This is a genomic window from Mycobacterium novum, from assembly GCF_010726505.1.
GTDB lineage: Bacteria > Actinomycetota > Actinomycetes > Mycobacteriales > Mycobacteriaceae > Mycobacterium > Mycobacterium algericum.
The window spans coordinates 1,268,121-1,293,796 of record NZ_AP022562.1; the positions used below are offsets into that span (position 1 = coordinate 1,268,121).

Genomic DNA, 25,676 nt, shown 5'->3' on the forward strand with positions numbered 1-25,676 from the left:
GGCTATTCGGCCACGAAGTTACGGGTGACGGTCGGGTCCACCGGAATGCCGGGGCCGGTCGTCGTCGAGATGACGATCTTCTTGAGGTAACGGCCCTTCGACGACGACGGCTTGAGCCGCAACACCTCGTCGAGGGCGGCGCCGTAGTTCTCCGCCAGCTTGGACTCGTCGAACGAGGCCTTGCCGATGACGAAGTGCAGGTTGGCCTGCTTGTCCACCCGGAAGTTGATCTTGCCGCCCTTGATGTCGGAGACGGCCTTGGCGACGTCGGGGGTGACGGTGCCGGTCTTGGGGTTGGGCATCAGGCCACGCGGGCCCAGCACGCGGGCGATGCGACCGACCTTGGCCATCTGGTCGGGGGTGGCGATCGCGGCGTCGAAGTCGAGGAACCCGCCCTGGATCTTCTCGATCAGGTCGTCGCTGCCGACCACGTCGGCGCCGGCGGCGGTGGCCTGCTCGGCCTTCTCCCCGACCGCGAACACCGCGACCCGTGCGGTCTTACCGGTGCCGTGCGGCAGGTTCACGGTGCCGCGGACCATCTGATCGGCCTTACGCGGGTCCACGCCGAGCCGGATGGCCACCTCGACGGTGGCATCCTGCTTGGCCGACGACGTCTCCTTGGCCAGCTTGGCGGCCTGCAACGGGGAATAGAGGTTGTCGCGGTCCACCTTCTCGGCGGCGGCGCGGTATGCCTTGCTGTTCTTGCTCATCGGTTATCCAATCTCGTGGTTGGTTGTGGTTTGCGGGCCGAAGCTGGCCCTCCCACGCTTTCCTTGCGTTGACTCTGCGTCCACGGTGGTGCTTACTCGCACTTTTGCACCGTCAGCGCAGAGTCAACCGGGGGTCACTCGACGGTGATGCCCATGGAGCGGGCGGTGCCGGCGATGATCTTGGCTCCGGCCTCGACGTCGTTGGCGTTGAGGTCAGCCTTCTTGGTCTCGGCGATCTCGCGGATTTGATCCCAGCTCACCTTGGCGACCTTGGTCTTGTGCGGCTCGGCCGAACCCTTGGCGATGCCGGCTGCCTTGAGCAGCAACCGGGCGGCCGGCGGGGTCTTGAGCGCGAAGGTGAAGCTGCGGTCTTCATAGACCGTGATCTCCACCGGGACGACATTGCCGCGCTGGTTCTCCGTGGCGGCGTTGTACGCCTTGCAGAACTCCATGATGTTGACGCCGTGCTGACCCAGCGCGGGTCCCACCGGCGGCGCGGGATTGGCCTGGCCGGCTTCGATCTGCAGCTTGATCAGACCGGCGACCTTCTTCTTCGGGGCCATGAGTGTTGGTGTTCCTTTCGCTACTACTTAGATCTTGGAGACCTGGTTGAAGGTCAGTTCCACAGGTGTCTCGCGACCGAAGATGGACACCAGCACCTTGAGCTTCTGCTGCTCGGCGTTGACCTCGGAAATCGAGGCGGGCAACGTCGCGAACGGGCCGTCCATGACGGTGACCGACTCGCCGACCTCGTAGTCGACCTCGATGACCGGCCGCTCCAGGCCACCATCGTGCGTGGTCGCCGCGGTCGCCGCCGCGCCGCGCCCCTGCTTCTTGGCCGCGCCCTGCGGCAGCAGGAACTTGACCACGTCGTCCAGCGGCAGCGAGGTCGGCCGCGAGGTGGCGCCGACGAATCCGGTGACACCCGGGGTGTTGCGCACCGCCGACCAGGAGTCGTCGGTCAGGTCCATCCGCACCAGGATGTAGCCCGGCAGCACCTTGCGGTTGACCTGCTTGCGCTGGCCGTTCTTGATCTCGGTGACCTCTTCGGTGGGCACCTCCACCTGGAAGATGTAGTCGCCGACGTCGAGGTTCTGCACGCGGGTCTCGAGGTTGGCCTTCACCTTGTTCTCGTAGCCGGCGTAGGAGTGGATGACGTACCAGTCGCCCGGCTTGGTGCGCAGCTCCGCCTTCAGCGTCGCCGCGGGGTCGAGCTCCTCGGCCGGCTCGGCTTCGGCCGCCTCGGTGCCCTCCGCGGTCTCAGCGCCCTCCGCGGCCTCAGCAGCCGCAAGGGTCTCGTCAGCCGGGGCCTCGGCAGGCGCCTCGGTGGTCTCCGCCACGTCGACCGGCTCGCCCGCGGGCGTATCGCCGTCGAAGGTAGTCACGGTTGTCAGTCCTTCCCTAATTACTTCACTCGCCGAACACCAGCAGGATCAGCTTGGCGAAGCCGTAGTCCGCTCCGGCGACCAGAGCCACCATGAAGACCAGGAACGCCAGCACCACCGCGGTGTAGGTGACCATCTGCTTGCGGTTCGGCCAGATCACCTTGCGAAGCTCGCCGACGACCTGCTTGAGATAGTTCAAAACGAAAACGAACGGATTGCGCGACGGCCCGTCCGACTTCTTCTTGGCCTTCTTGGCCTTCTTGACGCCGGCGTCGTCCCCGCCCAGCTCCGTCGCCGTGGACTCCAACTCGGCAACGTCGTCATCGGCGGCCCCACGCCGCCGGGAGCGCTTGCCGGTGGGCCGCAGCGGCGCGCCGACCTGCATGCTCGCCACCGCCGTGCGGCCGTGGCCGGTGGAGTCGGCCTCGCTGTCGCCGCCGGCTGCGGCGTCGGGACGGTCGAGCTCGTCGGTCACCGCATGCTCCTTCGTTCTTCTCGCTTACGTATTGCCGTACCGTGCCCGGCAGTGTCCAGTGTCCACTGTCCACCATGGCACGTCAGCAGGGGCGACAGGACTTGAACCTGCAACCTGCGGTTTTGGAGACCGCTGCTCTGCCAGTTGAGCTACGCCCCTTCGCGGTTGGCAGACCAACCTGCGCGTTCCGGGGTTTCACCAGTGCACCGTCTCCGGCCCACACAATTCGCGCGCTCCCCGGATCCACGGAAAGCGCGCTAGTGCTGGGAAAACCCCGAGGTTCGAGTGTACCTCGCCGCCCGGGCCAGTTACTAATCAGGCTGTTCGGCGACGCTCACCGGAGTCGGCCCGCAGGGACGGCGGAGGCGAGCGGAAGCCGGGACAGCCCTACGACTCAGGCTGTTCGGATGACTTGACCGGATTCGGCGTCCCACTTGAGGCTGACCGAATCGTCGCCCTCATGGCCCATCATCGTGGTGAACGCCTCCAACACGACGTCGCCGTCGGGGTCGGTCAAGATGTTGCGGGTGGTGACGATGTCGGCGCCGAAGCGCTCGTTGACCGACGCGATCTCCATCCGGGCGTAGAGGATGTCGCCGGCCTTGATCGGCCGGTGGAAGGTGAACCCCTGGTCGACCTGCACCATCTGCATGGTGGTGTAGCCGGTGTCGACGTTGCGGAAGAAGTCCGACTGCACCAGCTTGGCCAGGATCGCCACATAGGTCAGCGGCGCCAGCAGCCCGTCGTAGCCCAGTTCGGCCGCCGCCTTCTCGTCGTAGCAGGCGGGGTCCTCGGCCTTGACGGCGTTGGCGAACTCGCGGATCTTCTCGCGGCCCACCACGAACGGCTCGGGGTAGCGCCAGATCAGCCCCCGGATGTCGGTTTTGATCGCCATCGTTTCCCCTAGGCGAGCTTCGCCGAGGCGACCGCCCGTCCGAAGATCTTCTTGTCCGCGTTGGTGCTGGCGGTGGCGGTGAGCGCAACCGTCACCGACTTTGTTTCGGGGTCGACGGACTTCACCCGGCCGCTGAAGGTGATCTCAGCGCCCTTGCCGTCGTTGGGCACCGGCACCACGGAGGTGAAGCGGACGTTGTACTCGGTGACCGCGCCCGGGTCGCCCACCCAGGCGGTGACGTAGCCGCCGCCGAGCCCCATGGTCAGCATGCCGTGGGCGATCGCGGTGTCCAGACCGACCTGCTGCGCGATCTCGTCGTCCCAGTGGATCGGGTTCAGGTCGCCGGACACGCCGGCGTAGTTCACCAGGTCCTGCCGGGTGAGCGGGATGACCCGTTCCGGCAGCTGATCGCCGACCTTGACCGAACTGAACTCACGCAACGCCATCGGTAAAACCCTTATCTCCCTCGCCGGCGCGGCCCGCCAGCGTCGTGTATGTCTCCTGCACGATCTCACCGGCAGCGTTGGTGACGACCTGCCTGGTCATGATGATGTCGGTGCCGTGTGCGCGGCGAACCGACTCGACCGAGACGTCGCAGTACAGCCGGTCGCCTTCCTTGATCGGCTGGTGAAACTCCAGCTTCTGGTCGACCTGGACAATCTGGGCGTCATCGACGGCGACACCGACGTGCTCGAAGAACGCCGAAATCGCCTTGTGGCCGAACACCGAGATGTAGGTCAGCGGAGCCAGCAGACCGTCATACCCGAGCCCGGCCGCGGCCCGCAGGTGGAAACTGGCCGGGTCCACGGCCTTGACGGCGCGGGCGTATTCGCGGATCTTCTCCCGCTCCACCTCATAGTGGTCGGGGTATCGGTAATGCGCCCCGGCGAGGCGCTCGGCCAACGACACGGTTCGCGCTACCTAGCGGGATTCGCGGTGAGACTGGTGCTTGCCGCAGTTGGGGCAGAACTTCTTCAGCTCCAGCCGGTCGGGGTCGTTCCGGCGGTTCTTCTTGGTGATGTAGTTGCGGTGCTTGCACACCTCACAGGCCAAGGTGATCTTCGGCCGCACATCGGTGCTGGAGGCCACGTCAGCTGCCCTCTTTCGTCTGTTGTTGCGCTGGTTGTCGTTGTAGCGATGGCCGGACTTGAACCGGCGACCTAACGATTATGAGTCGTTCGCTCTAACCAACTGAGCTACATCGCCGCGGGTAATACACCTGCCAGCAGGCCCGGCGTCCACCGAGCCCCCTAACGGAATCGAACCGTTGACCTTTTCCTTACCATGGAAACGCTCTGCCGACTGAGCTAAGGGGGCCTCGCCCACGGCGGCCGTTGCGGCGCCGTAAGCCTGTAGAAGGTTACAACCTCGGCCATGAGGTCACCAAACCGCAGTGGCCGGTAGCCCCTGCGCACGGCTCCGCCGCACTTGCAACCGACTGCTTTAGGGTGGAGGGCGTGCCCGAATCCGACAGGCTGTATTTCCGCCAGTTGCTCTCCGGACGCGATTTCGCGGTCGGGGACCCGATGGCCGCCCAGATGCGCAATTTCGCGTACCTGATCGGTGACCGGCAGACCGGCGACGCGGTGGTGGTCGACCCGGCCTATGCGGCCGGTGATCTGCTCGACGCGCTCGAAGCCGACGGCATGCACCTGTCCGGCGTACTGGTCACCCATCACCACCCCGACCACGTGGGCGGCTCGATGATGGGGTTCGAACTCAAGGGCCTGGCCGAGCTGCTGGAGCGGGTCAGCGTCCCGGTTCATGTGAACACCCATGAGGCACAGTGGGTTTCGCGGATCACCGGGATTGCGATGACGGACCTGACCGCCCATGAGCACGGCGACAAGGTCAGCATCGGCGACATCGAGATCGAGCTGCTGCACACCCCCGGGCACACCCCGGGCAGTCAGTGCTTCCTGCTGGACGGCCGGCTGGTCGCCGGGGACACGTTGTTCCTGGACGGCTGCGGGCGCACCGATTTCCCGGGCGGGGACTCCGATGAGATGTATCGCAGCCTGCAGCAGCTGGCCGCCCTGCCCGGCGACCCGACGGTGTTTCCCGGCCATTGGTATTCCGCCGAGCCGAGCGCCGCCCTCTCCGAAGTCAAGCGATCCAACTACGTGTTTCGCGCCAGCAGCCTGGACCGGTGGCGCATGCTGATGGGCGGATGAGGGGATAGCCGATGGGATCAGTAGAGGATCGCTGGTACGACATCACGCACGCCGGGCCGGAGGCGTGGCTGGCATGCGCCGCGTGGCTGGCGATCGGGATCACCGTGCTGGCGCTGATCTACCTGAACCGGCAGCTGCAGCGCAACCGGCGGGCGGCCGCCGAGCAGACCCGCCCGCACGTGGCGATGTTCATGGAGCCGCACGCCGCGGACTGGCACGTCATCGAGCTGGTGGTGCGCAACTTCGGCAAGACCGCCGCCTACGACATCGGGTTCTCGTTCGCCCAGCCGCCCACGGTGGCGCGCTACGAGACGGCCTCGGACGGCTACGCCGACGTGGTGGCCTTGCAGTTGCCCGAGGAGCTGACGGTGCTGGCGCCCAACCAGGAGTGGCGCACGGTGTGGGACTCGGCGATCGACCGGGCCGAACTCGGTGAGGGCATCGAGTCGCGGTTCACCGGGACGGTCAGCTATTACGACACCCCCGAGGAGCCCAAGGGCTGGTTCGGGCGGGGCAAGCGCACCCGTTACGAGAACAAGGTGACGCTCGACTGGGGCGATCTGCCTCCGGTGCGACGGGTCGAGTTGATGACGACGCATGACCTGGCCAAGCGGGAGAAGCAGAAGCTGGAGTTGCTGCGCAGCCTGCTCAGCTACTTCCACTACGCGTCCAAGGAGACCCGGCCGGACGTGTTCCGAGCCGAGATCGAGCGGATCAACGGGGCGGCCCGCGAGATCCAGGACCGGCTGCGGGGCCGCGAGCAGCTGGACAGCGCCGGCAACACCGACATCACGGTGCGGCTCGGTGACGCCAGCGCCGAGCTGGGCAAGCACCGCCACTGAGGCTGCGTCACTGCGGGCGGGCCGGACCGCCGCCGGGGTAATGCGTGACCCGGAACTGCTCCAGATAGGCCGGCCAGTCCCAGGTCGCCAGGAATTCCCGCGTCGCGGTGTAGCCGTTGTTGAAGAGCTCTTCGAGCCGATCGCGGGAGATCCCGAAGTCCAGCACGCCGACGTCGGTCGGGTTGACCTTGATGGCGCGCACGCTGACCCACGGTTGGTTCAGGTAGGTCTGGTCGTGGCCGATCAGCAGTGTGCTGATCAGGTTCTCCAGCAGCCGCGACTGCCCGAACATGCGCAGCGGGCGCAGGCCGGGAACCATGTCGCCGATGTCGCCGCCGGACAGCTCGGGCACCACCGTCACCCCGAAGGTGGGCCACAGCGGTACCCGGCCGTCGAGCCGGTCGAAGGTGTAGATCGGAAAGTTCGACAGCACTCCGCCGTCGACCAGGGTGGAGCGTCGCCCGCCGGCGCTGGTCAGCGTCATCGGGCGGTAGAAGAACGGCACCGACATCGAGGCGCGGACCGCGTCGGCGACGGACTGCTCGTCGGGATCGAGTCCGTAGACCCGCCGGTAGTCCCACGGCAGCCGGACCAGCTGGCCGGTGGTCACGTCGGTCACCGTGACCACCGCCCGGTAGCGCCGCTCGGCCAGCAGGTTGTCATGGTCGTAGGCCAGGTCACCCCAGGTGCGCACGCCCAGGTTCGCCAGCTCACCGCGGATCCAGTCGTGGGCGACGTCGCCGCGGTACAGGCCGCTGTCGCGCAGGAACCCGTAGGCGGCCCCCAACAGCGGCACCGGTAGGTCCGTGTCACGCCAGGTGTCCAGCGGCACCGACAGCGCCAGCTCCTTGACCTGCGCCGCGGTCAGCTGATCGCCTTGCGCGGCCGCGGCCAGGATGGTGCCGACCACCGAGCCGCCGGACACCCCGGAGATGCGCTGCACCGAGTAGCCGGCGTCCATCAGCGCGACCACCGCCCCAACCAGCCCGATGAACCGCACTCCCCCGCCGGACAGCACCAGGTCGGCGGTCAGCGGCTGGGTCGTGCCGGATCGGCGGGCGGCCATCGGACTCAGTCCGCTGAATTCCACTCGTAGGGCAGGAATTTGCCATCGAGAGTGATGACCACCCGGTCACCGCCGGGGTGCTGCTTCTTGTCGATGTCCACGCTGAAATTGATCGCGCTCATGATGCCGTCGCCGAACTGCTCGTGGATCAGTTCCTTGATCGCCGGGCCGTAGACGCTCACCGCCTCGTGCAGCCGGTAGATGGTCGGGTCGGTAGGGACCGCGCCGGGCGACGCGCCGCGCATCGGTACCGCGGCGAGCACCGGCACCACGGAGCGATCCAATCCCAGCAGGCCGACCAGGATCTCGCCCAGCTCGGCGGGGATGGGCTGTTGGCCCAGCAGCGCCGACGTCGTCCACACGACCGGACGTTTGATCGCGTCGGCCAGCTCCTGCCAGCTCAGGCCCTTGGCCAGCCGGGCGGCCACGATCTGCTCGGTGATCTCGCTTCGGTTCATGGCTTCCAGCATGCCCGGGTCGCTCAGTCTTCGAAATGGCGGCGCAGGTTCTCCCACATCGCGGCGTGCGAGGCGCCGCCGTCGCGCAGCACGGTGTTCATCAACAGCCGGGGCGCGGTGATGTCGACGTGTTCGCGCAACCGGCTGCCGGCGCCGTGCGGGCGCACCGTCACCGTGGACCACATCTCGATGCCGGGCCGCTGCCGGGTGTGGCTCACGATGTCGCCGGGGCCGTCGGTGCGCAGCTCCACCCGGCAGGTGAAGCGGATCGGCATGCCGCAGCGGCGCATGCGGTGCGGGGCCAGGTAGCGGGTGGCCCCGTCGGTGCCACCGGGAACCCGGCGGACGTTCACCAGCATCGGATGCAGGGCTTCGTAGTTGACGAGGTCGGCCAGGAACGCGGCGACGGCCTCGGGTGGCGCGGCGATGTCGGCGGTGTGTTCCAGGCGTCCGCGGGCCATGCAAGCGACCTTAGTCCGGCAGGACCCGATGGCATACTCGGCGACATGCCCGCTCAGAAGACTCCTGAACTTCGCCTGCTCACGGTCTTGCTGTTGGCGGTGCTGCTGGTTGCCGGCTGCGGTTCGCGGACGCCGGCCGAGGGCACCCAGCTGGACTTCACCGCGCAGACGCTCGACGGTCGGCCGTTCTCCGGAGCGAGCCTGGCCGGCAGACCGGCGGTGCTGTGGTTCTGGGCGCCGTGGTGTCCCACGTGTCAGAAGGATGCGCCGCTGGTCGCGCGGGTGGCCGCGGCGAACCCGGCGGTGACGTTCGTCGGGGTGGGCGCCCGTGATCAGCCCGATGCGCTGCGGGAGTTCACCGCCAAGTACGGCGTCGACGGCTTCACTGAGCTGGCGGACACCGACGCGGCGGTGTGGGCCCGCTTCGGGGTGACCCGCCAGCCGGCGTTCGCCTTCATCGGCCCGGGCGGCGAAGTCGAGGTGGTGAAGGGCTCGTTGCCCGAGGCCGAGCTGAGTGCGCGGGTGCAGGCGCTGAAGAGTTCGTGATCGACAGCGCCACACTGAGTTTCGCGCTGGGCGCGGGACTGGTTGCGGCGCTTAACCCGTGCGGGTTCGCGTTTCTGCCGGGGTATCTGGGGCTGGTGATCGCCGGCAGCCGGGACACGTCGCGCCCGGCCGCGCTGGCCCGGGCCGGCGCGGCGACGGTGGCGATGTCGGCCGGGTTCCTGACGGTGTTCGGGATCTTCGGCCTGGCGGTGTCGCCGTTGATCGCCTCGGCGCAGCGGTATCTGCCGTTCGCCACCGTGGTCATCGGCGTGCTGCTGCTGGCGATGGGCGCCTGGCTGCTGTCCGGCCGGGACATCGCGGTGCTGCTGCCCGCGGCGGGCGGAGCGCCGACCGCACGGCTGGCGTCGATGTACGGCTACGGCGTGGGCTATGCGGTCGCGTCGCTGTCGTGCACGATCGCACCGTTTCTCGCGGTGATCAGCACCACCTTCCAGCAGGGTTCGGCGCTGGCGGGCGTGCTGGCGTTCGTGGCCTATGCCGCGGGCATGAGTATCACCGTAGGGGTGGCGGCGCTGGCGGTGGCGCTGGCCGGGTCCTCGGCCACCTCGGCGCTGCGGCGGGTGCTGCCGTATGTGGGCCGGATCGCCGGGGTGATCGTGTTGGTGACCGGGCTGTATGTCACCTACTACGGCTACTACGAGATCCGGCTGTACTTCGCCGGTGGCTCCAGTGCTGAAGCCGACGATCCGGTGATCCACGCGGCCGGCGCTGTGCAGTCCTGGCTGGCGGATCGGGTCGACGCGCTGGGCGTCTGGCCGCTGCTGGGTGCGGCCCTTGCACTTGTGTTGGTTTCGATTGTTTCAATTAGACGCACCCGCAGGTAGCATGGGCCCATGCCCACCACCATCGCACCGATCGCCCGCCAGGTCGCCGAGCGCGCCCGCACCGATGCCGGGTTCGCCCAGGTGCTCGATGTCCTGCTGGAGGCGCCGACGGCTCCGCAGGGCACCTTGGAGCGCATCGCCGCCCACGCGCTGAACGACCAGCGCCGCGCCGCGCTCATCGACGACTTCGTCGCCGGCGCACTGCCCACCCCCAAGGTCCAGGAGTTGCTGCGGCTCGGCACGCCGCAGGCGGTGCACCGGCTACGGAGCCGGGGCAAGCTGACCGGAGCGGCCGTGGGCAACCAGACCTGGTTCCCGGCTTGGCAATTCGACGACGCGCGGGTGCGCGCCGATCTGCCCGAGATCCTGGAGCTGCTGGGGCGGTTCACCTCCGATCCGCTGGCCGCCGACCGCATCATGCGGCTCACCCACGACGAGTTGGACGGCGTCTCGATCGCCGAGGCGCTGCGCCACCCGGAGACCGCGCCGGCCGCCCGGCGGATGCTGACCTCGCTCGGTGCCTGAGCTTCCCGTCGGCTACCGGGCCGCGCTGCCGCAGGCCCGGCCGATCGGGCTGCGCCGCCGCCGGATCACCGCCGGGACGCAGCTGTGGCGCCTGGACGCCGAGCAACCGGATTCCTGGACGTGGGCGGGCTTTCGCGAGCCGCGCTATCGTTTCGACCCGCCGTCGGGGGCGTTTCGCACCCGTTACGGCGCAACCGATCTGCTCGGGGCGTTTCGGGAACGCTACCGGCTGACCGGGCTGATGATCCCGGCCGACCACGCCGGCCACCACCTGGTGCGGCTGACCGCCGCGAGGCATCTGCGGGTGCTGGATCTGCGCACCGAACGCAATCTGGACGCCTTGGGGGTCGATGACCAGATCAGCACCGGTCAGCACGACGCGGTGTGGGCCACCTGCCAGTGCCTGGCCGACGCGGTGCGGCGCTGGTGGCCCGAGCCCGAGGAGTGCCCGGACGCCATCGTCTACCGGTCGCGCACCACCCCGGAGACCTCGGTCAACTACGCGTTCTTCGCCGTCGAGGCGTTCGAGGTGCAGGCATGGCCGCTGTCGGAGCGTCCCGAGGTGACCGCGGATCTGGTGCTGCGACACGGGTTCACTCTCGGGTATTGACGCCTTCTCACCCGGCTCGTTCACCAACGGCACCATCGGCCCCACCCGTTGCGGCGCCAGGGGAATGTGGCTGTTGCCCGGCTCCGAGCGACAACGGCCCGCGCACCCGGCCCGCGCGCCTGACATAACGTTGGTTGTCGCTCGGAGCCGGGCGCATACCCTAGGCCGACGTCCCCGTGACGCCGGCAACGAGAGTCGGGCCCAAGCGGGAAGAATGCACGCGGCTCCGGTGCGCAGCTCAGCCAGGCTTCGTCGCGGTCACCAGCCGGGTTGCGGCCCACGGCCCGCCGTACCACATCCGCCACCCCAGGTTGCGCCAGCGCACGTCGCCCCAACCGATTTCACGCAGTTGGGCGGCGTGCGCACGCACCTCCCACAGGTCGGCGATCGCCAGCCGGCCGCCGGGCCGCAGCACGCGGGCCGCCTCGGCCAGTGCGCGCCGACGGCCATCGCGGCTCGGGATGTTGTGGATCGCCAGGTTGGACACCACCACGTCGACACTGGCGTCGGCCAGCGGCAGCGCGGTCATGTCACCGGTGCGCACCTCGACCCGCTCGGCGACCCCCTCCAGTGCGGCGTTGGCCAGGGTGGCGTCCGCGGAGTTGCCGGTCTGGTCGGCGTGCCACAGGTCGACGCCGATCGCCCGGCCCGTCGGCAGCCGCGTGGCCGCGGCGCAGAGCACCGCACCGCGCCCGCAGCCCATATCCAGCACCGTTTCGTCGCCGCGCAGCCGCAGGCCGTCGAGGATGCGTTCCCACACCGTGAACTTTCCGGTCCGGGTGGCGTGCCAGTACAGCCCGACCTGGGCGAGGATGCCGGCGTCGAGCAACAACGCCACCACGCCGGCCCAGGCCGGTCCCCGGGCCAAGGCGATGCCGGCGTAGATCGCCAGCGCGCTGCACCCGAGTGCCAGCGCGGCGACCTGCCCGCCGAGCGGCACCCGCTTGAACGACCCGTCGACGCCGTAGTCGCCGCGACGCGGTTCCCGCTCAGCCATCGGCGAGGCTTTCATCGCCGAACCGGATGCCCATGTCCCGGGCGGTCTGGATCGCATCGCAGTCCGGCGGAACGGTTTTCTGCCGGCTGGTGGCCTCGGCCAGCGGCACGTAGTCCACCGTCGGCGGGTTGAGCGCCACCATCACCCCGCGGTGGCCCTCGTCGAGGGCCCGCACCGCGGCGGCGCCGAACCGCAACCCCAGCAGCCGGTCCAGCGACGTCGGCGAGCCGCCACGTAGCAGGTGGCCCAGCACCACGGCCCGCGACTCGCGGCCGGTCATCGCCTCGAGCTCGGTGGCCACCTTGTGGCCGATGCCGCCCAACCGTTCGGCCTGGCCCACCGCCTTGGCGGCCACCGTGTGCTCGCCGCCCACCGGCTTGGCGCCTTCGGCCACGCAGACGATCGAGTAGGTCGAACCCCGTTGGGCGCGTTCACGAATCAGCTCGGCGACGGGCTCCAGCCGGTAGGGGATCTCCGGGATCAGGATGGCGTGCACTCCCGAGGCCATGCCGGCGTGCAGTGCGATCCAGCCGGCATAGCGGCCCATCACCTCCACCACGATGATCCGGCTGTGCGAGGTCGCGGTGGAGAACAGCCGGTCGATGCACTCGGAGGCGAACCCGACGGCACTGTCGAAACCGAACGTCGAGGCGGTGCGGTCCAAGTCGTTGTCGATGGTCTTGGGCACCCCGACCAGCGGCAGCCCGGCGTTGTGCAGCTGGTTGCCGATCGTCAGGGAGCCGTCCCCGCCGACAGTGATCAGCGCATCGATCCCCCGCTCGGCGAACCGCCCGAGCAGCTCGTCGGTGCGGTCGACCTCGATCCAGCTGCCGTCGGGCTGCTGCACCGGGTAGGCGATCGGGTTGCCGCGGTTGGTGCTGCCCAGGATGGTGCCGCCCTGGTGGATGATGCCGCGCACCCGGTTGCGGGTCAGCTCGATCAAACCGCCGTCGGGGTAGTCATCACCGAACAGCATCCCGTTGAAGCCGTCGCGGATCCCGACGACCTCCCAACCGCGATTGCCGGCGGCCAGCGTGGCGGCGTAGATGACGGCGTTGAGGCCGGGGGCGTCGCCGCCGCCGGTGTTGATCGCGACGCGTTTGATCCCCGAGGTCATGACACCTCCTGCAACGGGCTCTGCGGATCGATCAGGATCTTGGCATGCCGCGCCGGGTCGCCCAGGGCGTCGAAGGCGTTCGCCACCCCGCCGAGCCCGACGGTCCCGGTGATCAGCGGTGTGACGTCGACCTTGCCCTCGGCGATCATGTGCAGCGTGTCGCGGAATTCCATTGGGGTGTAACCCAAGACGAACCGCAGGTCGGTCTCCTTGTTGATCGCCATCGCCGGGCGGATCGTGTCGTTGCCCATACATACCCCGACCACCACAACCCGGGAGAACAGCGGGGCGCCGGCGATGATGCCGTCGATCACTCCCGGTACACCGACGCACTCGAAAATGACGGGGTGTTTGGGCTTGGCCACGCCGACGGCCTCGGCGGCCCGCCAGACATGCCACCAGGGCAGCCGCGCCTTGTAGAGCTTCTCCACGGTGCCCACCGCGACACCGAACGCATCCGCCGACCCCTCGAAATGTCCGTGCCCGGCGGCCGCGTCGTACGGCGAACCATGGGCCGGGTCGACGACGACGTCGGCGCCACACCGGACGGCCAACGCGCGCCGGCCGGGCGAGAAGTCGCTGGCGATCACGGTGCGCACCCCGCTCGCCTTGAGCATGCACACCACCGCCAGGCCGATCGGCCCACAGCCGATCACGATCGCCACGTCACGTTTGCGTACCTCACCGCGCCGCACCGCATGCCAGGCCACGGCCATCGGCTCGGTCAGCGCCGCCGCCTCCGCCGACAGCCCGTTGGGGACCGGCAATGTCAGCGACTGCTCGACCACCAATTGCTCGGCGTAGGCCCCCGGCGCCGCCGCCGACAGCCCGACGGGGTGGATGTCGTCGCCGCGGCGCACCAGCGGCACCGAGACCACCCGGGTGCCGGCGCGCGGCGCCTTGCGGGTGCGGGGGCCATGGTCGAGCACCTCGCCGCAGAATTCGTGGCCGAGGACCACCTGCTGGTCCGAGCGCATGAAACCGTCGTAGCCGGTCTCGGCCGCCGCCGCGGCCACCTCGTCGCAGTGGTGGCGGGCGTGCAGGTCCGACCCGCAGATCCCGGAGCGCAGCACCCCGAGCAGCAGTTGGCCTTTGGCGGGTGCCGGTGTCGGCAGGTCGATGACGTCGAGTTGGGCATTCCTGCAGCTGACCGCTTTCACGCGACCCAGCCTACGAGGCACCCCTGTCGGTGGCGCGGTTTATGGTGGCCGCGATGGGACTGCACCTGCACCGCGCCGAACGCACCGACGCCCTCGTCGACGGGCTGGGCGCGCTGCTGGTGTCACCGCCGGCTGACCCGTTCGCCCTGGACCTGGTGCTGGTGCCGGCCCGCGGCGTGGAGCGCTGGCTGTCCCAGCGGCTGTCGCATGTGCTCGGCGCCGGTTCGGGGGGCGACGGGGTCTGCGCCGGGGTGGAATTTCGTAGCCCGGCGTCGCTGATCGCCGAGATCACCGGCACCGACGGGGACGACCCGTGGTCGCCGGATGCGATGAGCTGGCCGCTGCTCTCGGTGATCGACGCCAGCCTCGACGAGGACTGGTGCCGTACGTTGGCAACGCATTTGGGCCATTTCCACGACGGCGATGACGCGCAGGTGCGACGTGGCCGGCGCTATGCGGTGGCGCGGCGGCTGGCCGGGCTGTTCGCCTCCTACGCCCGGCAGCGGCCCGCCATGCTGGCGGACTGGCTCGACGGCGGGTGCGGCGACGGCGCGGGTGGGCAGTTGGATCCCGACCTGGCCTGGCAGCCGCCGCTGTGGCGGGCGCTGGCCGCGGCGATTCCGGCCGATCCGCCACACGTTCGGCACCGCCGCGCCGTCGACCGGCTCCGGGGCGCGCCCGCCGACACGCTGCCGGCCCGGCTGAACCTGTTCGGGCATACCCGGCTGTCGTGCACCGACATCGAGTTGCTCGACGCCCTGGCCACCCACCATGAGCTACACCTGTGGCTGCCGCACCCCTCCGATGCGCTGTGGCAGGCGCTGCGCGGCGTGCACGGGGCGGTGCCGCGCGCCGACGACGACAGCCGCGACCGCGCTACCCACCCGCTGCTGCAGACCCTGGGCCGTGATCTGCGAGAGCTGCAACGCGCGCTGCCCGCGGCGCCGGCCGGTGATGACTACCTCGCCGCCGCGGCACGACCGGGCACCCTGCTGGGCTGGCTGCAGGCCGACATCGCCGCCAATGCGGTGCGGCCCCACGGGCGCTGCGCCACCCACGCGGACCGTTCGGTGCAGGTGCACGCCTGCCACGGGCCGGCCCGCCAGGTCGACGTACTGCGCGAGGTGCTGCTCGGCCTGCTCGAAGACGACCCGACGCTGCAGCCGCGCGACATCGTGGTGATGTGCCCGGACATCGAGACCTATGCGCCGCTGATCGTGGCCGGCTTCGGGCTCGGTGAGCTGGCCGGCGAGAGCCATCCCGCGCACTCGCTGCGGGTGCAGCTGGCCGACCGGGCGCTGACCCAGACCAACCCGCTGCTGGGGGTGGCCGAGCAACTGTTGGGCATCGCCGACAGCCGCGCCACCGCCAGTGCGGTGCTCAACCTGGCGCAGGCGGCGCCGGTGCGGGCCCGGTTCGGCTTCACCGACGACGACCTGGAGGACATCACCTCCTGGGTGCAGCAGGCCAACGTCCGGTGGAGCTTCGACGCCGCGCATCGGGAGCCGTACGGGCTCAAGACCATTCAGCACAACACCTGGCGGTTCGGGCTGGACCGGATCCTGACCGGGGTGGCGATGTCGGAGGATTCCCGGGCCTGGCTGGGCACCGCGCTGCCGCTCGACGACGTCGGCAGCAACCGGGTGGAGCTGGCCGGGCGGCTGGCCGAGTTCGTGGCACGGCTGCAGACCGCCGCCGATGCGCTCACCGGGTCGCGGCCGCTCACCGAGTGGATCGCCGCCTTGATCGACGGCGTGACCGCGCTGACCCGGGTCTCGATCGACGACGGCTGGCAGACCGGGCAGTTGCAGCGCGAACTGGCCGATGTGGTGATCGAGGCCGGTTCGCACGCCGCCACCGCGCTGCAGCTCTCCGACGTACGCGCCCTGCTGGCCGGTCACCTGGCCGGGCGGCCCACCCGGGCGAACTTCCGCACCGGCGGGCTGACGGTGTGCACCATGGTGCCGATGCGGTCGGTGCCGCACCGGGTGGTGTGTCTGGTCGGCCTCGACGACGGGGTGTTCCCGCGGGCGGATCACGTCGACGGCGACGACGTGTTGTGCCGGCTGCCGTTGACCGGGGAACGCGATGTGCGGTCCGAGGATCGGCAGCTGCTGCTGGATGCGGTGTGCGCAGCCACCGAGACGCTGGTGATCACCTACGCCGGCGCCGACGAGAGCACCGGGAAGCTGCGCCCGCCGGCGGTGCCGCTCGCCGAGCTGCTCGACGCGCTCGACATCGCCACCGAGGCGCCGGTCCGCGAGCAGGTCGTGGTGCGGCACCCGTTGCAGCCCTTCGACATCCGCAACGTTGAGCCGGGCGCGCTGGGGGTTCCGGGCCGGCCGTTCACGTTCGATCCGACGGCGCTGACCGCCGCCGAGGCCGCCGCCGGGAAACGCACCGAACCGACCGACACCTTCGCCGCGTTGTTGCCGCCGCCACCGGTCGCCGACGTGGAACTCGAAGAGCTGACCCGATTCTTCAAGGATCCGGTCAAGGGGTATTTCCGGGCACTGGATTACACGCTGCCCTGGGAGGTCGAGGGCGTCCAGGACGCCATGCCCGTCGAGATCGAGGGGCTGGCGCAGTGGGCGGTCGGCGATCGGATGCTCTCCGACATGCTCACCGGCATGCATCCCGACGACGCCGCGAATGCCGAGTGGCGACGCGGCACCCTGCCGCCGGGGCGGCTCGGCATGCGCACGGCCTGCGAGATCCGTGATCTGTCCCGGGCATTGGCCGAGGCCGCGTTCGCCCACCGGGTGGGGGATCCGGACGCCTTCGACATCGACGTCGATCTGCGAGGTCGCCGACTCACCGGCACGGTGTCGGGGGTGTACGGCAGCCGCACCGTGTCGGTGGTCTACTCGCGGCTGGCGCCCAAGCATGTGCTGGCAGCCTGGATTCCGTTGCTGGCGTTGGCGGCCCAGTACCCGGACACCCAGTGGAGCGCGCTGTGCATCGGGCGGGGCATGGGCCGCAACCACATCCGGCAGCGACTTTTCCTGCCGCCACCGGACCCGGTGGCGGTGCTCGGTGACCTGGTGGCGATCTACGACGCGGGCCGGCGTGAGCCGCTGCCGCTGCCGCTGGCGACGTCGTGTGCCTGGGCTGCGGCCCGCCGCGAGAAGGAGGACCCGGTCGGCGCCGCCCGGGGCGCCTGGGGCGGCAAGTTCGGCGAGTCCACCGACGCCGCCCACATCAAGGTGTGGGGACAGAACGCCCCGCTGGACACCCTGCTGGACGTCCCGCGTCCCGGCGAGGAGGTCACCGGCGAGGGCACCCGGCTGGGGGCGCTGGCGGTGCGGCTGTGGGCGCCGCTGCTGAGCGCGGAGGTGCTCTCGTGACACATCGCTTCGATCTGCTCGGTCCGCTGCCCGCCGAGCGGTCCACCGTGGTGCTGGAGGCCAGCGCCGGCACCGGTAAGACCTTCACGCTGGCCGGTCTGGTGACCCGCTATCTGGCTGACGGGGTCGCCCGTGTCGACCAGCTGCTGCTGATCACCTTCGGCCGGGTGGCCAGCCGGGAGCTGCGGGAACGGGTGCGCGGCCAGATCGGTGACGCGCTGGCGGTGCTGGAGGGCCGCCGGGAGCCCGCCAACGATCTGGAGCACCATCTGCTCACCACCGGCGAGGCCGGGCAGGCGTGCGCCCGGCTGCGCAACGCGCTGACCGACTTCGACGCCGCGACGATCGTCACCATTCACCAATTCTGCGCCATGGTGCTGAAATCACTTGGCGTGGCCGGTGATACGGCTTCGACCGCGACCCTGCTGGAAAGCCTGACCGATCTGGTCACCGAGATCGTCGACGACCACTACCTGGCGTATTTCGGCAACGACGAGAACAAGCCGCCGATGACGCGCAAAGAAGCGCTCGATTTGGCCGGCAGGGTCGTGGAAGACCCGGCCGCGCAGCTGCGCCCACAGCATCCGGACCCCGAATCCGAGGCGGGAGTGCGACGGGCGTTCGCCGAGGCGGTGCTCGACGAGCTCGAGCACCGCAAACGCCGGCTCGGGGTGCTCGGCTACAACGACCTGCTGACCCGGCTGGCCGAAGCCCTGCGGCGCAGCGGATCCGACGCCGCGGAACGAATGCGCCGGCGATGGCCGATCGTGATGGTCGACGAATTCCAGGACACCGACCCGGTGCAGTGGGAGGTGATCGACCGCGCCTTCAGCGGGCAGTCCACGCTGGTGCTCATCGGCGACCCCAAGCAGGCGATCTACGGTTTCCGCGGCGGCGACATCTACACCTACCTGGCCGCGGTCCGCGCCGCCGGCGACCGGCGCACCCTGGCCACCAACTACCGCAGCGACAAGGCGCTGGTCGACAGCCTGCAGACCGTGCTCGACGGCGCCCAGCTGGGCCACCCGGAGATCGTCGTGCCACCCATCGAGGCCCACCACACCGGCTATCGGCTCAGCGGGGCGCCGCGCAACGCCCCGTTCCGGCTGCGGGTCGTCAAGCGGCCCACGCTGGGCAAAGACGGTCTCGACAGCCTGCTGATCGGCCCACTGCGCGAACACATTCCGGCTGACCTGGCGGCCGATGTCGGCGCCCTGCTCAACTCCGGCGCCCGCTACGGCGACCGGCCGCTGTGCGCCGGTGACATCGCGATCCTGGTCGAGCAGCACCAGGATGCGGCGTTGTGCCGGGACGCGCTGACCAAACTGGGCATCCCGGTGGTCTACACCGGCGACACCGACGTGTTCGCCTCCCGGGCCGCCGAGGACTGGCTGTGCCTGTTGGAGGCCCTCGACCAGCCGGGCCGCACCGGGCTGGTGCGCGCGGCGGCCTGCACGATGTTCTTCGGCGAGTCCGCGGAATCGCTGGCCCGCGAAGGCGACTCGCTCACCGACCGGGTCACCGAGACGCTGCGCGAGTGGGCCGACCATGTCCGGTTGCGCGGCGTCGCGGCGGTGTTGGAGGCCGCGCAGCTCGCCGGGATGGGGCGGCGGGTGCTGAGCCAACGCGGCGGCGAGCGGCACCTGACCGACCTGGCCCACATCGGTGAGCTGCTGCACGAGGCCGCGCACGCCGACCGGCTCGGCCTGCCGGCGCTGCGGGACTGGTTGCGCCGCCAACGCGAAGACCGCACCGGTGCGGTGGAGCGCAACCGCCGGCTGGACAGTGACGCCGGCGCCGTGCAGATCATGACGGTGTTCGCCGCCAAGGGCCTGCAGTTCCCGATCGTGTACCTGCCCTTCATGTTTCGCCGTTATATCGCCGCCGAGGGCAACCTGCTCTACCACGAGACGGGCACCGACGGTGCCGAGGTCCGCTGCCTGCACATCGGCGGGTCCCGCAGCCCCGGGATGGCGGCGGTCAAGGAGTTGCACCGGCGGGAGGAAGCGCTCGACCACATCCGGATCACCTATGTCGCACTGACCCGGGCTCAGTCGCAGGTGATCGCCTGGTGGGCGCCGGCCGGCGACGAGATCAACGGCGGATTGTCGCGGCTGCTGCGCGGGCGGCCTCCCGGGCAGGCCGAGGTGCCCGACCGGTGTGAGTCGCGGATCTCCGACGACGACGCCTGGGCGGTGTTCACCGCGTGGCAGGACCGGGGCGGCCCGGTGGTCGAGGAGTCGGTGATCGGCCCGCCGACGGCGCCGGTTCGGCGCGAGGCGCCCGGCGAGCTGGCGGTCCGTCACTTCCACCGCCACATCGATGCCGGCTGGCGGCGCACCTCCTATTCGGCGCTGCTCCGCGGCGCACAGGAGCAGGCGGAGAGCGGGGTGCACTCCGAACCCGATGCCCACACCCGTGACGACGAGTCCGAGGACGTCACCGTCACCCGGGCGGCCGCCGCCGACGGCGCCGAGGTGCGGTCGCCGATGGCGGACCTGCCCGGCGGCAAGACATTCGGGTCGCTGGTGCACGGGGTGTTGGAGACCGCCGACCCGTTCGCCGCGGACCTGGCCGCCGAACTGACCGAGCAGGTGCGGGTGCACGAACCGTGGTGGCCGATCGGCGTCGACGCCGAGACGCTGGCCGCGGCGCTGGTGCCGATGCACGACACCCCGCTGGGACCGCTGGCCGACGGGTTGACGTTGCGGCAGATCGGCTTACCGGACCGGTTGCGGGAGTTGGACTTCGAGATTCCACTGGCCGGCGGCGACACCGCCGCCGCCGCGACGCAGCTGCGGGTTGCCGACGTGGGCGCACTTCTGCGTGAGCACCTGGCGCCCGAGGATCCGTTCGCGGTCTACGCCGACCGGTTGCTCTCGGAGGCGCTCGGCGGCCAGTCGCTGCGCGGCTATCTGTCCGGCTCGTTGGACGTGGTGTTGCGGCTGCCCGATCAGCGGTATCTGGTCGTCGACTACAAGACCAACAACCTCGGCGAGACCGCCGCCGACTACAGCCCACCGCGGATGACCGAGGCCATGCTGCACTCGGATTACCCGCTGCAGGCGCTGCTGTACACCGCGGTGTTGCACCGGTTCCTGCGCTGGCGCCAACCGGACTATGACCCGGACCGGCACCTGGGCGGGGTGCTGTACCTGTTCGTGCGCGGCATGTGCGGGCCGGACACCCCGATTCTCGGTGGGTATCCGGCCGGGGTGTTCAGCTGGCGGCCGCCGGCGGCGCTGGTGGTGGCGCTGTCGGATCTGCTGCAGCAGGGGGTGGCGGCATGAACACCGAGCTTGATCCACTGTCGTGGCGGGTGGCGCGCGGCGCCACCGGCGTGCTGCGCGAGTTCAACGACGCCGGCGTGCTGGAAGCCGCGGATGTGCATACCGCCCAACGGCTCTGCGCGCTGGGCGCCGAATCCGACGAGACGGTGGCGTTGGCGGTGGCGCTGGCGGTGCGGGCGTTGCGCACCGGCTCGGTCTGCGTGGAGCTGGCCACCGTGGCCGACGGCACCGAGTCCCCCGAGCTGAGTTGGCCGGAGCCGGCGGCCTGGCTGGCGGCGGTGCGCGCCAGCTCGCTGGTCGCCAAGCAGGTGTTGCGCATCTACGACAACGATTCGGGCGGGCTGCTGTATCTGGACCGCTATTGGCGTGAGGAGGAGCAGGTCTGCGCCGACCTGCTGGCGCTGTCGACGCCGCAGGACGGGCCGGTCGAGCTGCCCGGGCTCGAACGGCTGTTCCCGCCGGACCACGACGACCAGCGCGCCGCCGCCGAGATCGCATTGACGCAGGCGGTCACGGTGCTCACCGGCGGCCCGGGGACCGGCAAGACCACCACGGTGGCCCGGTTGCTGGCACTGCTGGCCGAACAGGCCGCAGCGTCCGGGCGGCGACCGTTGCGGATCGCGCTGGCCGCCCCGACCGGCAAGGCCGCGGCCCGGCTGACCGAGGCGGTCGCCGGGGTGGTGGCCGGGCTCGAGCCGAAAGATCAGGCCCGACTGGCCGGGCTGCAGGCCAGCACGTTGCACTCGCTGCTGGGTTCGCGACCGGGAAATTCGGCGCGGTTCAAGCACAATCGCGGCAACCGGCTGCCGCACGACGTGATCGTGGTCGACGAGACGTCGATGGTGTCGCTGACGCTGATGGCCCGGCTGCTGGAGGCGGTGCGGCCCACCGCCCGGCTGATCCTGGTGGGCGACCCCGACCAGTTGGCGTCGGTGGAGGCCGGTGCGGTGCTGGCCGACCTGGTGGACGGCTTGGCCGCCCGCCCGGGCACCCGGGTGGCGACGCTGGTGACCGCGCACCGCTACAAGAAGGCGATCGGTGAGCTGGCCTCGGCGATCCGCGCCGGCGACGGCGACACCGTGATCGAGCTGCTGCGCTCCGGCGACGAGCACCGGGAATGGCTCGACGCGTCGACCCCGGCCGCGCTGGGCGACCAGCTGGCGGCGATCGCGGTGCCGCACGCGTTGCGGGTGCGCCAGGCGGCGCTGCTCGGCGATGCCGGCGAGGCGTTGCGCAACCTCGACGAGCACCGGCTGTTGTGCGCGCACCGCGACGGCCCGCACGGGGCCAACCACTGGAACCATCAGATTCGGCGGTGGGTGTCCGAGCAGACCGGGGATCCGGTGTGGGCGGACTGGTATGCCGGGCGGCCGCTGCTGGTCACCGCCAACGATTACGGGCTGGGCGTGCGCAACGGCGACACCGGGGTGGTCGTGGCCCGCGCCGACGGGCTGCGGGCGGTGATCGCGACGGCGTCCGGTGCGGTGGATTTCGCCACCGGCCGACTCTCCGACGTCGACAGCATGTACGCGATGACCATTCACAAGAGCCAGGGCAGCGAAGCCGATGTGGTGACCGTGCTGATGCCCCCGGTGGAGTCGCGGCTGCTGACCCGCGAGCTGTTCTACACCGCGGTGACCCGCGCCAAACACCAGGTGCGGGTGATCGGCTCCGAGGACGAGATCCGTGCCGCGCTGGATCGGCGGGCGGTGCGGGCGTCCGGGCTGGCGCTGCGGTTGCGTGAGGCCTGACGGGCTGAGTTCCTAACCGGAGTCAAGCCACGTGTTGGCTCGTAGGCTGGGTGTCGGCGGGCCCGGATGTTGGAGCGCTTGGCGACTCCTGTGACTCCTGGCCCGCCGCCTCCTTGCGACGTTCGCGCATTCTCTTGTGCCGGACGTTGTCGCGTCGGCGCGGTTCGAGTTGGTAACGCTGCTGGACGATGATGCGACCTTCGGCCTCGGTGATCACGGTGCCGTCGACATCGCGCAGGACGTAGTGCTCTCCGTTGCGCATGCAGGCCGCGATCCGGGTCAGCATGATCGTTGCCAGGTGGCAGATCGCCGAGGAATGGTGCCGGTCGCCGGCCATCAGGCGCTGGTACTTCGCTGCGATCTGGGGATCGACCTTGCGGGCGTGGTCGGCGGCCGCGAACAGCATCTCACGCAGCAGTGGGTCGCCGGCTTTAGTGATGCTGGACTCGACTTTGCTGACCCCGGATTGGCTGACTCTAGGCACCAGGCCGGAGTAGGCGCGGACCGCGGCCAAGGACGTGAACCGGTGGGGATCGCCGATCCGGCCGGCGATCACGGCGCTGATCGTGGGACCGACGCCGGGTGCTGAGGCGACGATGCCGTCGGGGTCGGCGTCGGCGTAGAGGTTCGCGAGCCGCTCGTCGATCTCTTTGATCTGACCGGTCAGGAACAGCGCCTGTTCGGCCTCGTGGGCGATGTCGGCGGCCAGTTCGGCGAAGTCCATCCCGTCGCCATCCCCGGTGTCCCACAGTGCGAGAGTCTCTTTCGCCGCGAGAATTAGCGCAGCGGCCCGGTCCTCGCGCCAGGCGCCGCGGGAACGGCCGATCAGGAACCGGGACAGGCGGGCCTGGCCGAGCCGGATCACCACGTGCGGGTCGGCGTAGCGGGCCAGGAACTCCAACGCCGCGATGCCATAGCGAGCGTTCATGGCCTCGTACCAGGCCGGGCCGAGAAGCTCGGTCAGCGCATCGAGTCGGGCGAAGACTGCAGTACGGCGTTTCACCATCGTCGAGCGCTGCTTAGTCAGCCGGCGCAACGGATCGGCCGGCCCCTGCCCTGAATACTCGCGCAGCCCTTCGGGATGCAGCAGCGGCAGCCGCGCCAGGAGCTCGGAGTCGATCCGATCGTTCTTGGTGTGCTTGAGTAGTACTTACGCAGGTCCGACGACTGCGTTGTAGGGACCATCACCACCTTCGTGCCGCGGCGGCGGAACCACTCCGCGACCACGATCCACGCGTTCCTCGTAGGCTCGACCACCACGGTCAGCTCGCCCGGGTCTTCAAGGTCGAGGTCGTTCCAGAGCCGCTCCAAATCCGCCGCCTGGTCCAGAACTTCCGGCCCCGCCACACCGTCTTCCCGTCAGCGGCGAGGGTCGCCTGATGCGCAGCCCGACAGGCCACGTCGATACCTAACGTCAACGCCATCGTCGTCCTCCTGTCAGTCACTTCGGATTCCCAGGTGACTGACCACCACGGCCACGGCCCAGACATTCTCTAAGCAGGAGTCCCGCACCCAGGCTGGCTCCAAGTTCCCGAACAGGGACACCGCTCGACCAGACACCGGGCCCGCGGGCGGCCACTCAGATGCCAGGGATCACCACGTGTCCCGGTCGGTAGCCTCGACCGCCCACGGACCCACTCAAAGGCTAAATGTCGGTCCCCCGCTCTACCGTGAGGACCATGAGCACGAGCAGCGGATCGCAGAGCGGCCGATCGGTGTTCGCCGTCATCCTGGTTCTCGCGCTGCTGTGGTGGTTGCGCTGGGTCATCCTGGCCGGAGTCGTGATCACCCTGGCGGTCATCGTCGCACGCTGGCTGCTGCGCAGCTACGCCGAGCACCGCGCCGCCGAACTGGCCCGGCTGCAGGCGATCCGGCACCGCGCCGAGATCCAGAACGCCCAGGTGCTGCGCGGTGACCCGCAGGGGTTCTACGGCCGGTACCCGCTGCCGGACCCGGAATTGATTCCGCGGTGGTACCGGGTTGACGGTGCCGGCGGCCCGGGACCATGCGGATAGTTGCCCGCCTCTCAGCGACACGTCCCATCGGGCCCACCCCGCGTCAGAAGTTGTCGCTGAGAGCCGGGCAACTCCCTCATCCCCGCCAAGCCGCTACGGATGGGGCCGGTGGTGCCACACTGTCACCATGACGGAATCCGGCGATACCAGGGTCGCGGTCTACCTCGACTTCGACAACATCGTGATCTCCCGCTATGACCAGGTCAACGGACGCAGCTCGTTCCAGAAGGACAAGGCCAAGGGCCTGGCCAAACACCCGGATCGGCTGGCGCGGGCCACCGTCGACGTCGGGGCGATCATCGACTTCGCTTCGTCGTTCGGCACGCTGGTGCTCACCCGCGCCTACGCCGACTGGTCGGCCGAGGTCAACACCGGCTACCGCCAACAATTGGTGGCCCGCGCGGTCGATCTGGTGCAGTTGTTCCCGGCGGCGGCCTACGGCAAGAACGGTGCGGACATCCGGTTGGCCGTCGATGCGGTCGAGGACATGTTCCGGCTGCCGGATCTGACCCATGTGGTGATCGTGGCCGGCGACTCCGACTACATCCCGCTGGCGCAGCGCTGTAAACGGTTGGGCCGCTATGTGGTCGGTATCGGGGTGGCCGGGTCGACCAGCCGGGCGCTGGCCGCCGCCTGCGACGACTTCGTCAGCTACGACGCGCTGCCCGGGGTACCGGTGTTCGAGCCCGCACCGCCCGACGCCGACGCCGAACCGAAGCGGCGCACCCGCGCGCCCAAGCAGCAGCCCGAAGAACCGCCGGCGCCGGATCCGGTGGACACCGCCACCGCGCTGCTCACCCGCGCCCTGCAGATCGGCCTGGAGAAGGACGACGTCGAGTGGTTGCACAACTCGGCGGTCAAGGCGCAGATGAAGCGGATGGATCCGTCGTTCAGCGAGAAGGAGTTGGGCTACAAGTCTTTCAGCGACTTCCTGCGGTCCTACTCCGACCTGGTCGAGCTCGATGAGAGTTCGACGACGCGGATGGTGCGGCTGCGCAACTGATCCA

26 protein-coding genes and 3 tRNA genes are annotated in these 25,676 nt (G+C 69.7%); 11 read left to right on the top strand and 18 right to left on the bottom strand.

The window, feature by feature from the left end; translation table 11 throughout:
• Positions 1-2 precede the first annotated feature (2 nt).
• From rplA to G6N19_RS05865, 11 genes are all read right to left on the bottom strand, one after another.
• Complete coding sequence (gene rplA / locus G6N19_RS05815; RefSeq protein ID WP_193465951.1) at positions 3-710, bottom strand: 50S ribosomal protein L1; 708 nt, start codon at positions 708-710, stop codon at positions 3-5.
• Between the two features lie 134 nt (positions 711-844).
• Positions 845-1,273 (bottom strand): 50S ribosomal protein L11, encoded by a 429-nt coding sequence (gene rplK / locus G6N19_RS05820; RefSeq protein WP_193465952.1) that lies wholly within the window; start codon positions 1,271-1,273, stop codon positions 845-847.
• Between the two features lie 27 nt (positions 1,274-1,300).
• Positions 1,301-2,095, bottom strand: a complete 795-nt coding sequence (nusG, locus tag G6N19_RS05825; protein ID WP_013827604.1) for a transcription termination/antitermination protein NusG — start codon at positions 2,093-2,095, stop codon at positions 1,301-1,303.
• A 25-nt stretch (positions 2,096-2,120) separates the two neighbouring features.
• Positions 2,121-2,570, bottom strand: coding sequence for a preprotein translocase subunit SecE (gene secE, locus G6N19_RS05830; RefSeq protein ID WP_013827603.1), 450 nt, complete (start codon positions 2,568-2,570; stop codon positions 2,121-2,123).
• 86 nt (positions 2,571-2,656) lie between these two features.
• Positions 2,657-2,729, bottom strand: a tRNA-Trp gene (locus tag G6N19_RS05835).
• A 235-nt stretch (positions 2,730-2,964) separates the two neighbouring features.
• Positions 2,965-3,465, bottom strand: coding sequence for a (3R)-hydroxyacyl-ACP dehydratase subunit HadC (gene hadC / locus G6N19_RS05840; protein WP_013827602.1), 501 nt, complete (start codon positions 3,463-3,465; stop codon positions 2,965-2,967).
• An 8-nt stretch (positions 3,466-3,473) separates the two neighbouring features.
• Positions 3,474-3,911, bottom strand: coding sequence for a (3R)-hydroxyacyl-ACP dehydratase subunit HadB (gene hadB / locus G6N19_RS05845; protein WP_013827601.1), 438 nt, complete (start codon positions 3,909-3,911; stop codon positions 3,474-3,476).
• Positions 3,898-4,374 (bottom strand): (3R)-hydroxyacyl-ACP dehydratase subunit HadA, encoded by a 477-nt coding sequence (hadA, locus tag G6N19_RS05850; protein ID WP_013827600.1) that lies wholly within the window; start codon positions 4,372-4,374, stop codon positions 3,898-3,900. Before hadA ends, hadB begins: the two co-directional genes overlap by 14 nt.
• Before the next feature lie 12 nt (positions 4,375-4,386).
• Entirely contained in the window at positions 4,387-4,554 is a 168-nt protein-coding gene (rpmG, locus tag G6N19_RS05855) for a 50S ribosomal protein L33 (protein WP_013827599.1), read from the bottom strand.
• A 43-nt stretch (positions 4,555-4,597) separates the two neighbouring features.
• A tRNA-Met gene (locus G6N19_RS05860) sits at positions 4,598-4,671 on the bottom strand.
• Between the two features lie 38 nt (positions 4,672-4,709).
• Positions 4,710-4,782: transfer RNA gene (locus G6N19_RS05865), tRNA-Thr, on the bottom strand.
• A 140-nt stretch (positions 4,783-4,922) separates the two neighbouring features.
• On the opposite strand from G6N19_RS05865, the gene G6N19_RS05870 reads away from it, so the two are divergent.
• Complete coding sequence (locus tag G6N19_RS05870) at positions 4,923-5,639, top strand: MBL fold metallo-hydrolase (protein ID WP_193465953.1); 717 nt, start codon at positions 4,923-4,925, stop codon at positions 5,637-5,639.
• An 11-nt stretch (positions 5,640-5,650) separates the two neighbouring features.
• The gene (locus tag G6N19_RS05875) at positions 5,651-6,481 is read left to right on the top strand and encodes a hypothetical protein (protein ID WP_013827597.1); all 831 of its coding nucleotides are present in this window, start codon (positions 5,651-5,653) and stop codon (positions 6,479-6,481) included.
• Positions 6,482-6,488: 7 nt separating this feature from the next.
• Here G6N19_RS05875 and G6N19_RS05880 read toward each other — a convergent pair whose 3' ends face one another.
• Genes G6N19_RS05880 through G6N19_RS05890 form a run of 3 tightly spaced genes read right to left on the bottom strand, consistent with a single transcriptional unit; the run spans position 6,489 to position 8,466 of the window.
• A complete protein-coding gene (locus G6N19_RS05880) occupies positions 6,489-7,547 on the bottom strand; it encodes a patatin-like phospholipase family protein (RefSeq protein WP_193465954.1) in 1,059 nt (352 codons plus the stop codon).
• Between the two features lie 5 nt (positions 7,548-7,552).
• Positions 7,553-8,005 carry a cyanase gene (cynS, locus tag G6N19_RS05885; protein ID WP_443093854.1) on the bottom strand — a complete coding sequence of 151 codons (453 nt, stop codon included), beginning with the start codon at positions 8,003-8,005 and terminating at the stop codon, positions 7,553-7,555.
• Positions 8,006-8,028: 23 nt separating this feature from the next.
• Positions 8,029-8,466, bottom strand: a complete 438-nt coding sequence (locus tag G6N19_RS05890; protein ID WP_013827594.1) for an SRPBCC family protein — start codon at positions 8,464-8,466, stop codon at positions 8,029-8,031.
• Positions 8,467-8,511: 45 nt separating this feature from the next.
• Here G6N19_RS05890 and G6N19_RS05895 point away from each other — a divergent pair, with 45 nt between their 5' ends.
• From G6N19_RS05895 to G6N19_RS05910, 4 genes are read left to right on the top strand one after another with little or no spacing between them, the layout of a single operon-like run.
• On the top strand, positions 8,512-9,012 hold the full coding sequence (locus G6N19_RS05895; RefSeq protein WP_193465955.1) for a redoxin domain-containing protein: 501 nt from the start codon (positions 8,512-8,514) through the stop codon (positions 9,010-9,012).
• Positions 9,009-9,857 carry a cytochrome c biogenesis CcdA family protein gene (locus G6N19_RS05900; protein ID WP_193465956.1) on the top strand — a complete coding sequence of 283 codons (849 nt, stop codon included), beginning with the start codon at positions 9,009-9,011 and terminating at the stop codon, positions 9,855-9,857. The genes G6N19_RS05895 and G6N19_RS05900 overlap by 4 nt, the downstream gene beginning before the upstream one ends.
• Positions 9,858-9,866: 9 nt before the next feature.
• Positions 9,867-10,382: a hypothetical protein gene (locus G6N19_RS05905; protein ID WP_193465957.1), complete on the top strand. Its 516-nt coding sequence runs from the start codon at positions 9,867-9,869 to the stop codon at positions 10,380-10,382.
• Positions 10,375-10,992, top strand: a complete 618-nt coding sequence (locus G6N19_RS05910; protein WP_013827590.1) for an RES family NAD+ phosphorylase — start codon at positions 10,375-10,377, stop codon at positions 10,990-10,992. The genes G6N19_RS05905 and G6N19_RS05910 overlap by 8 nt, the downstream gene beginning before the upstream one ends.
• Positions 10,993-11,230: 238 nt before the next feature.
• On the opposite strand, the gene G6N19_RS05915 is transcribed toward G6N19_RS05910, so the two are convergent.
• Genes G6N19_RS05915 through G6N19_RS05925 form a run of 3 tightly spaced genes read right to left on the bottom strand, consistent with a single transcriptional unit; the run spans position 11,231 to position 14,266 of the window.
• Entirely contained in the window at positions 11,231-11,989 is a 759-nt protein-coding gene (locus G6N19_RS05915) for a class I SAM-dependent methyltransferase (protein WP_193465958.1), read from the bottom strand.
• Positions 11,982-13,106, bottom strand: a complete 1,125-nt coding sequence (locus G6N19_RS05920; protein WP_013827588.1) for a 6-phosphofructokinase — start codon at positions 13,104-13,106, stop codon at positions 11,982-11,984. Before G6N19_RS05920 ends, G6N19_RS05915 begins: the two co-directional genes overlap by 8 nt.
• Positions 13,103-14,266, bottom strand: a complete 1,164-nt coding sequence (locus G6N19_RS05925; protein ID WP_013827587.1) for a zinc-binding dehydrogenase — start codon at positions 14,264-14,266, stop codon at positions 13,103-13,105. The genes G6N19_RS05920 and G6N19_RS05925 overlap by 4 nt, the downstream gene beginning before the upstream one ends.
• 53 nt (positions 14,267-14,319) lie before the next feature.
• Between G6N19_RS05925 and recC the strand changes: the two genes are divergently transcribed.
• Genes recC through recD form a run of 3 tightly spaced genes read left to right on the top strand, consistent with a single transcriptional unit; the run spans position 14,320 to position 22,654 of the window.
• On the top strand, positions 14,320-17,613 hold the full coding sequence (recC, locus tag G6N19_RS05930; RefSeq protein WP_193465959.1) for an exodeoxyribonuclease V subunit gamma: 3,294 nt from the start codon (positions 14,320-14,322) through the stop codon (positions 17,611-17,613).
• Positions 17,610-20,903 (top strand): exodeoxyribonuclease V subunit beta, encoded by a 3,294-nt coding sequence (gene recB, locus G6N19_RS05935; RefSeq protein WP_193465960.1) that lies wholly within the window; start codon positions 17,610-17,612, stop codon positions 20,901-20,903. The genes recC and recB overlap by 4 nt, the downstream gene beginning before the upstream one ends.
• The gene (gene recD / locus G6N19_RS05940) at positions 20,900-22,654 is read left to right on the top strand and encodes an exodeoxyribonuclease V subunit alpha (protein WP_193465961.1); all 1,755 of its coding nucleotides are present in this window, start codon (positions 20,900-20,902) and stop codon (positions 22,652-22,654) included. Before recB ends, recD begins: the two co-directional genes overlap by 4 nt.
• Positions 22,655-22,676: 22 nt before the next feature.
• Here recD and G6N19_RS05945 read toward each other — a convergent pair whose 3' ends face one another.
• Positions 22,677-23,660 (bottom strand): transposase, encoded by a 984-nt coding sequence (locus tag G6N19_RS05945; protein WP_232062532.1) that lies wholly within the window; start codon positions 23,658-23,660, stop codon positions 22,677-22,679.
• Between the two features lie 673 nt (positions 23,661-24,333).
• On the opposite strand from G6N19_RS05945, the gene G6N19_RS05950 reads away from it, so the two are divergent.
• Both G6N19_RS05950 and G6N19_RS05955 read left to right on the top strand, forming a co-directional pair.
• Entirely contained in the window at positions 24,334-24,669 is a 336-nt protein-coding gene (locus tag G6N19_RS05950) for a hypothetical protein (protein WP_049792833.1), read from the top strand.
• Between the two features lie 127 nt (positions 24,670-24,796).
• On the top strand, positions 24,797-25,672 hold the full coding sequence (locus G6N19_RS05955; protein ID WP_013827582.1) for an NYN domain-containing protein: 876 nt from the start codon (positions 24,797-24,799) through the stop codon (positions 25,670-25,672).
• The last annotated feature ends 4 nt before the right edge of the window (positions 25,673-25,676 follow it).

Bases quoted from the DNA above. Each gene is read 5' to 3' on its own strand.
- G6N19_RS05890 (WP_013827594.1), bottom strand. From the start codon at position 8,466: ATGGCCCGCGGACGCCTGGAACACACCGCCGACATCGCCGCGCCACCC.
- G6N19_RS05875 (WP_013827597.1), top strand. From the start codon at position 5,651: ATGGGATCAGTAGAGGATCGCTGGTACGACATCACGCACGCCGGGCCG.
- G6N19_RS05895 (WP_193465955.1), top strand. From the start codon at position 8,512: ATGCCCGCTCAGAAGACTCCTGAACTTCGCCTGCTCACGGTCTTGCTG.
- G6N19_RS05915 (WP_193465958.1), bottom strand. From the start codon at position 11,989: ATGGCTGAGCGGGAACCGCGTCGCGGCGACTACGGCGTCGACGGGTCG.
- G6N19_RS05955 (WP_013827582.1), top strand. From the start codon at position 24,797: ATGACGGAATCCGGCGATACCAGGGTCGCGGTCTACCTCGACTTCGAC.
- recC (WP_193465959.1), top strand. From the start codon at position 14,320: ATGGGACTGCACCTGCACCGCGCCGAACGCACCGACGCCCTCGTCGAC.
- rplK (WP_193465952.1), bottom strand. From the start codon at position 1,273: ATGGCCCCGAAGAAGAAGGTCGCCGGTCTGATCAAGCTGCAGATCGAA.
- G6N19_RS05905 (WP_193465957.1), top strand. From the start codon at position 9,867: ATGCCCACCACCATCGCACCGATCGCCCGCCAGGTCGCCGAGCGCGCC.
- rplA (WP_193465951.1), bottom strand. From the start codon at position 710: ATGAGCAAGAACAGCAAGGCATACCGCGCCGCCGCCGAGAAGGTGGAC.
- recD (WP_193465961.1), top strand. From the start codon at position 20,900: ATGAACACCGAGCTTGATCCACTGTCGTGGCGGGTGGCGCGCGGCGCC.
- G6N19_RS05950 (WP_049792833.1), top strand. From the start codon at position 24,334: ATGAGCACGAGCAGCGGATCGCAGAGCGGCCGATCGGTGTTCGCCGTC.
- hadC (WP_013827602.1), bottom strand. From the start codon at position 3,465: ATGGCGATCAAAACCGACATCCGGGGGCTGATCTGGCGCTACCCCGAG.
- G6N19_RS05945 (WP_232062532.1), bottom strand. From the start codon at position 23,660: ATGGTGAAACGCCGTACTGCAGTCTTCGCCCGACTCGATGCGCTGACC.
- hadB (WP_013827601.1), bottom strand. From the start codon at position 3,911: ATGGCGTTGCGTGAGTTCAGTTCGGTCAAGGTCGGCGATCAGCTGCCG.
- G6N19_RS05880 (WP_193465954.1), bottom strand. From the start codon at position 7,547: ATGGCCGCCCGCCGATCCGGCACGACCCAGCCGCTGACCGCCGACCTG.
- cynS (WP_443093854.1), bottom strand. From the start codon at position 8,005: ATGAACCGAAGCGAGATCACCGAGCAGATCGTGGCCGCCCGGCTGGCC.
- G6N19_RS05920 (WP_013827588.1), bottom strand. From the start codon at position 13,106: ATGACCTCGGGGATCAAACGCGTCGCGATCAACACCGGCGGCGGCGAC.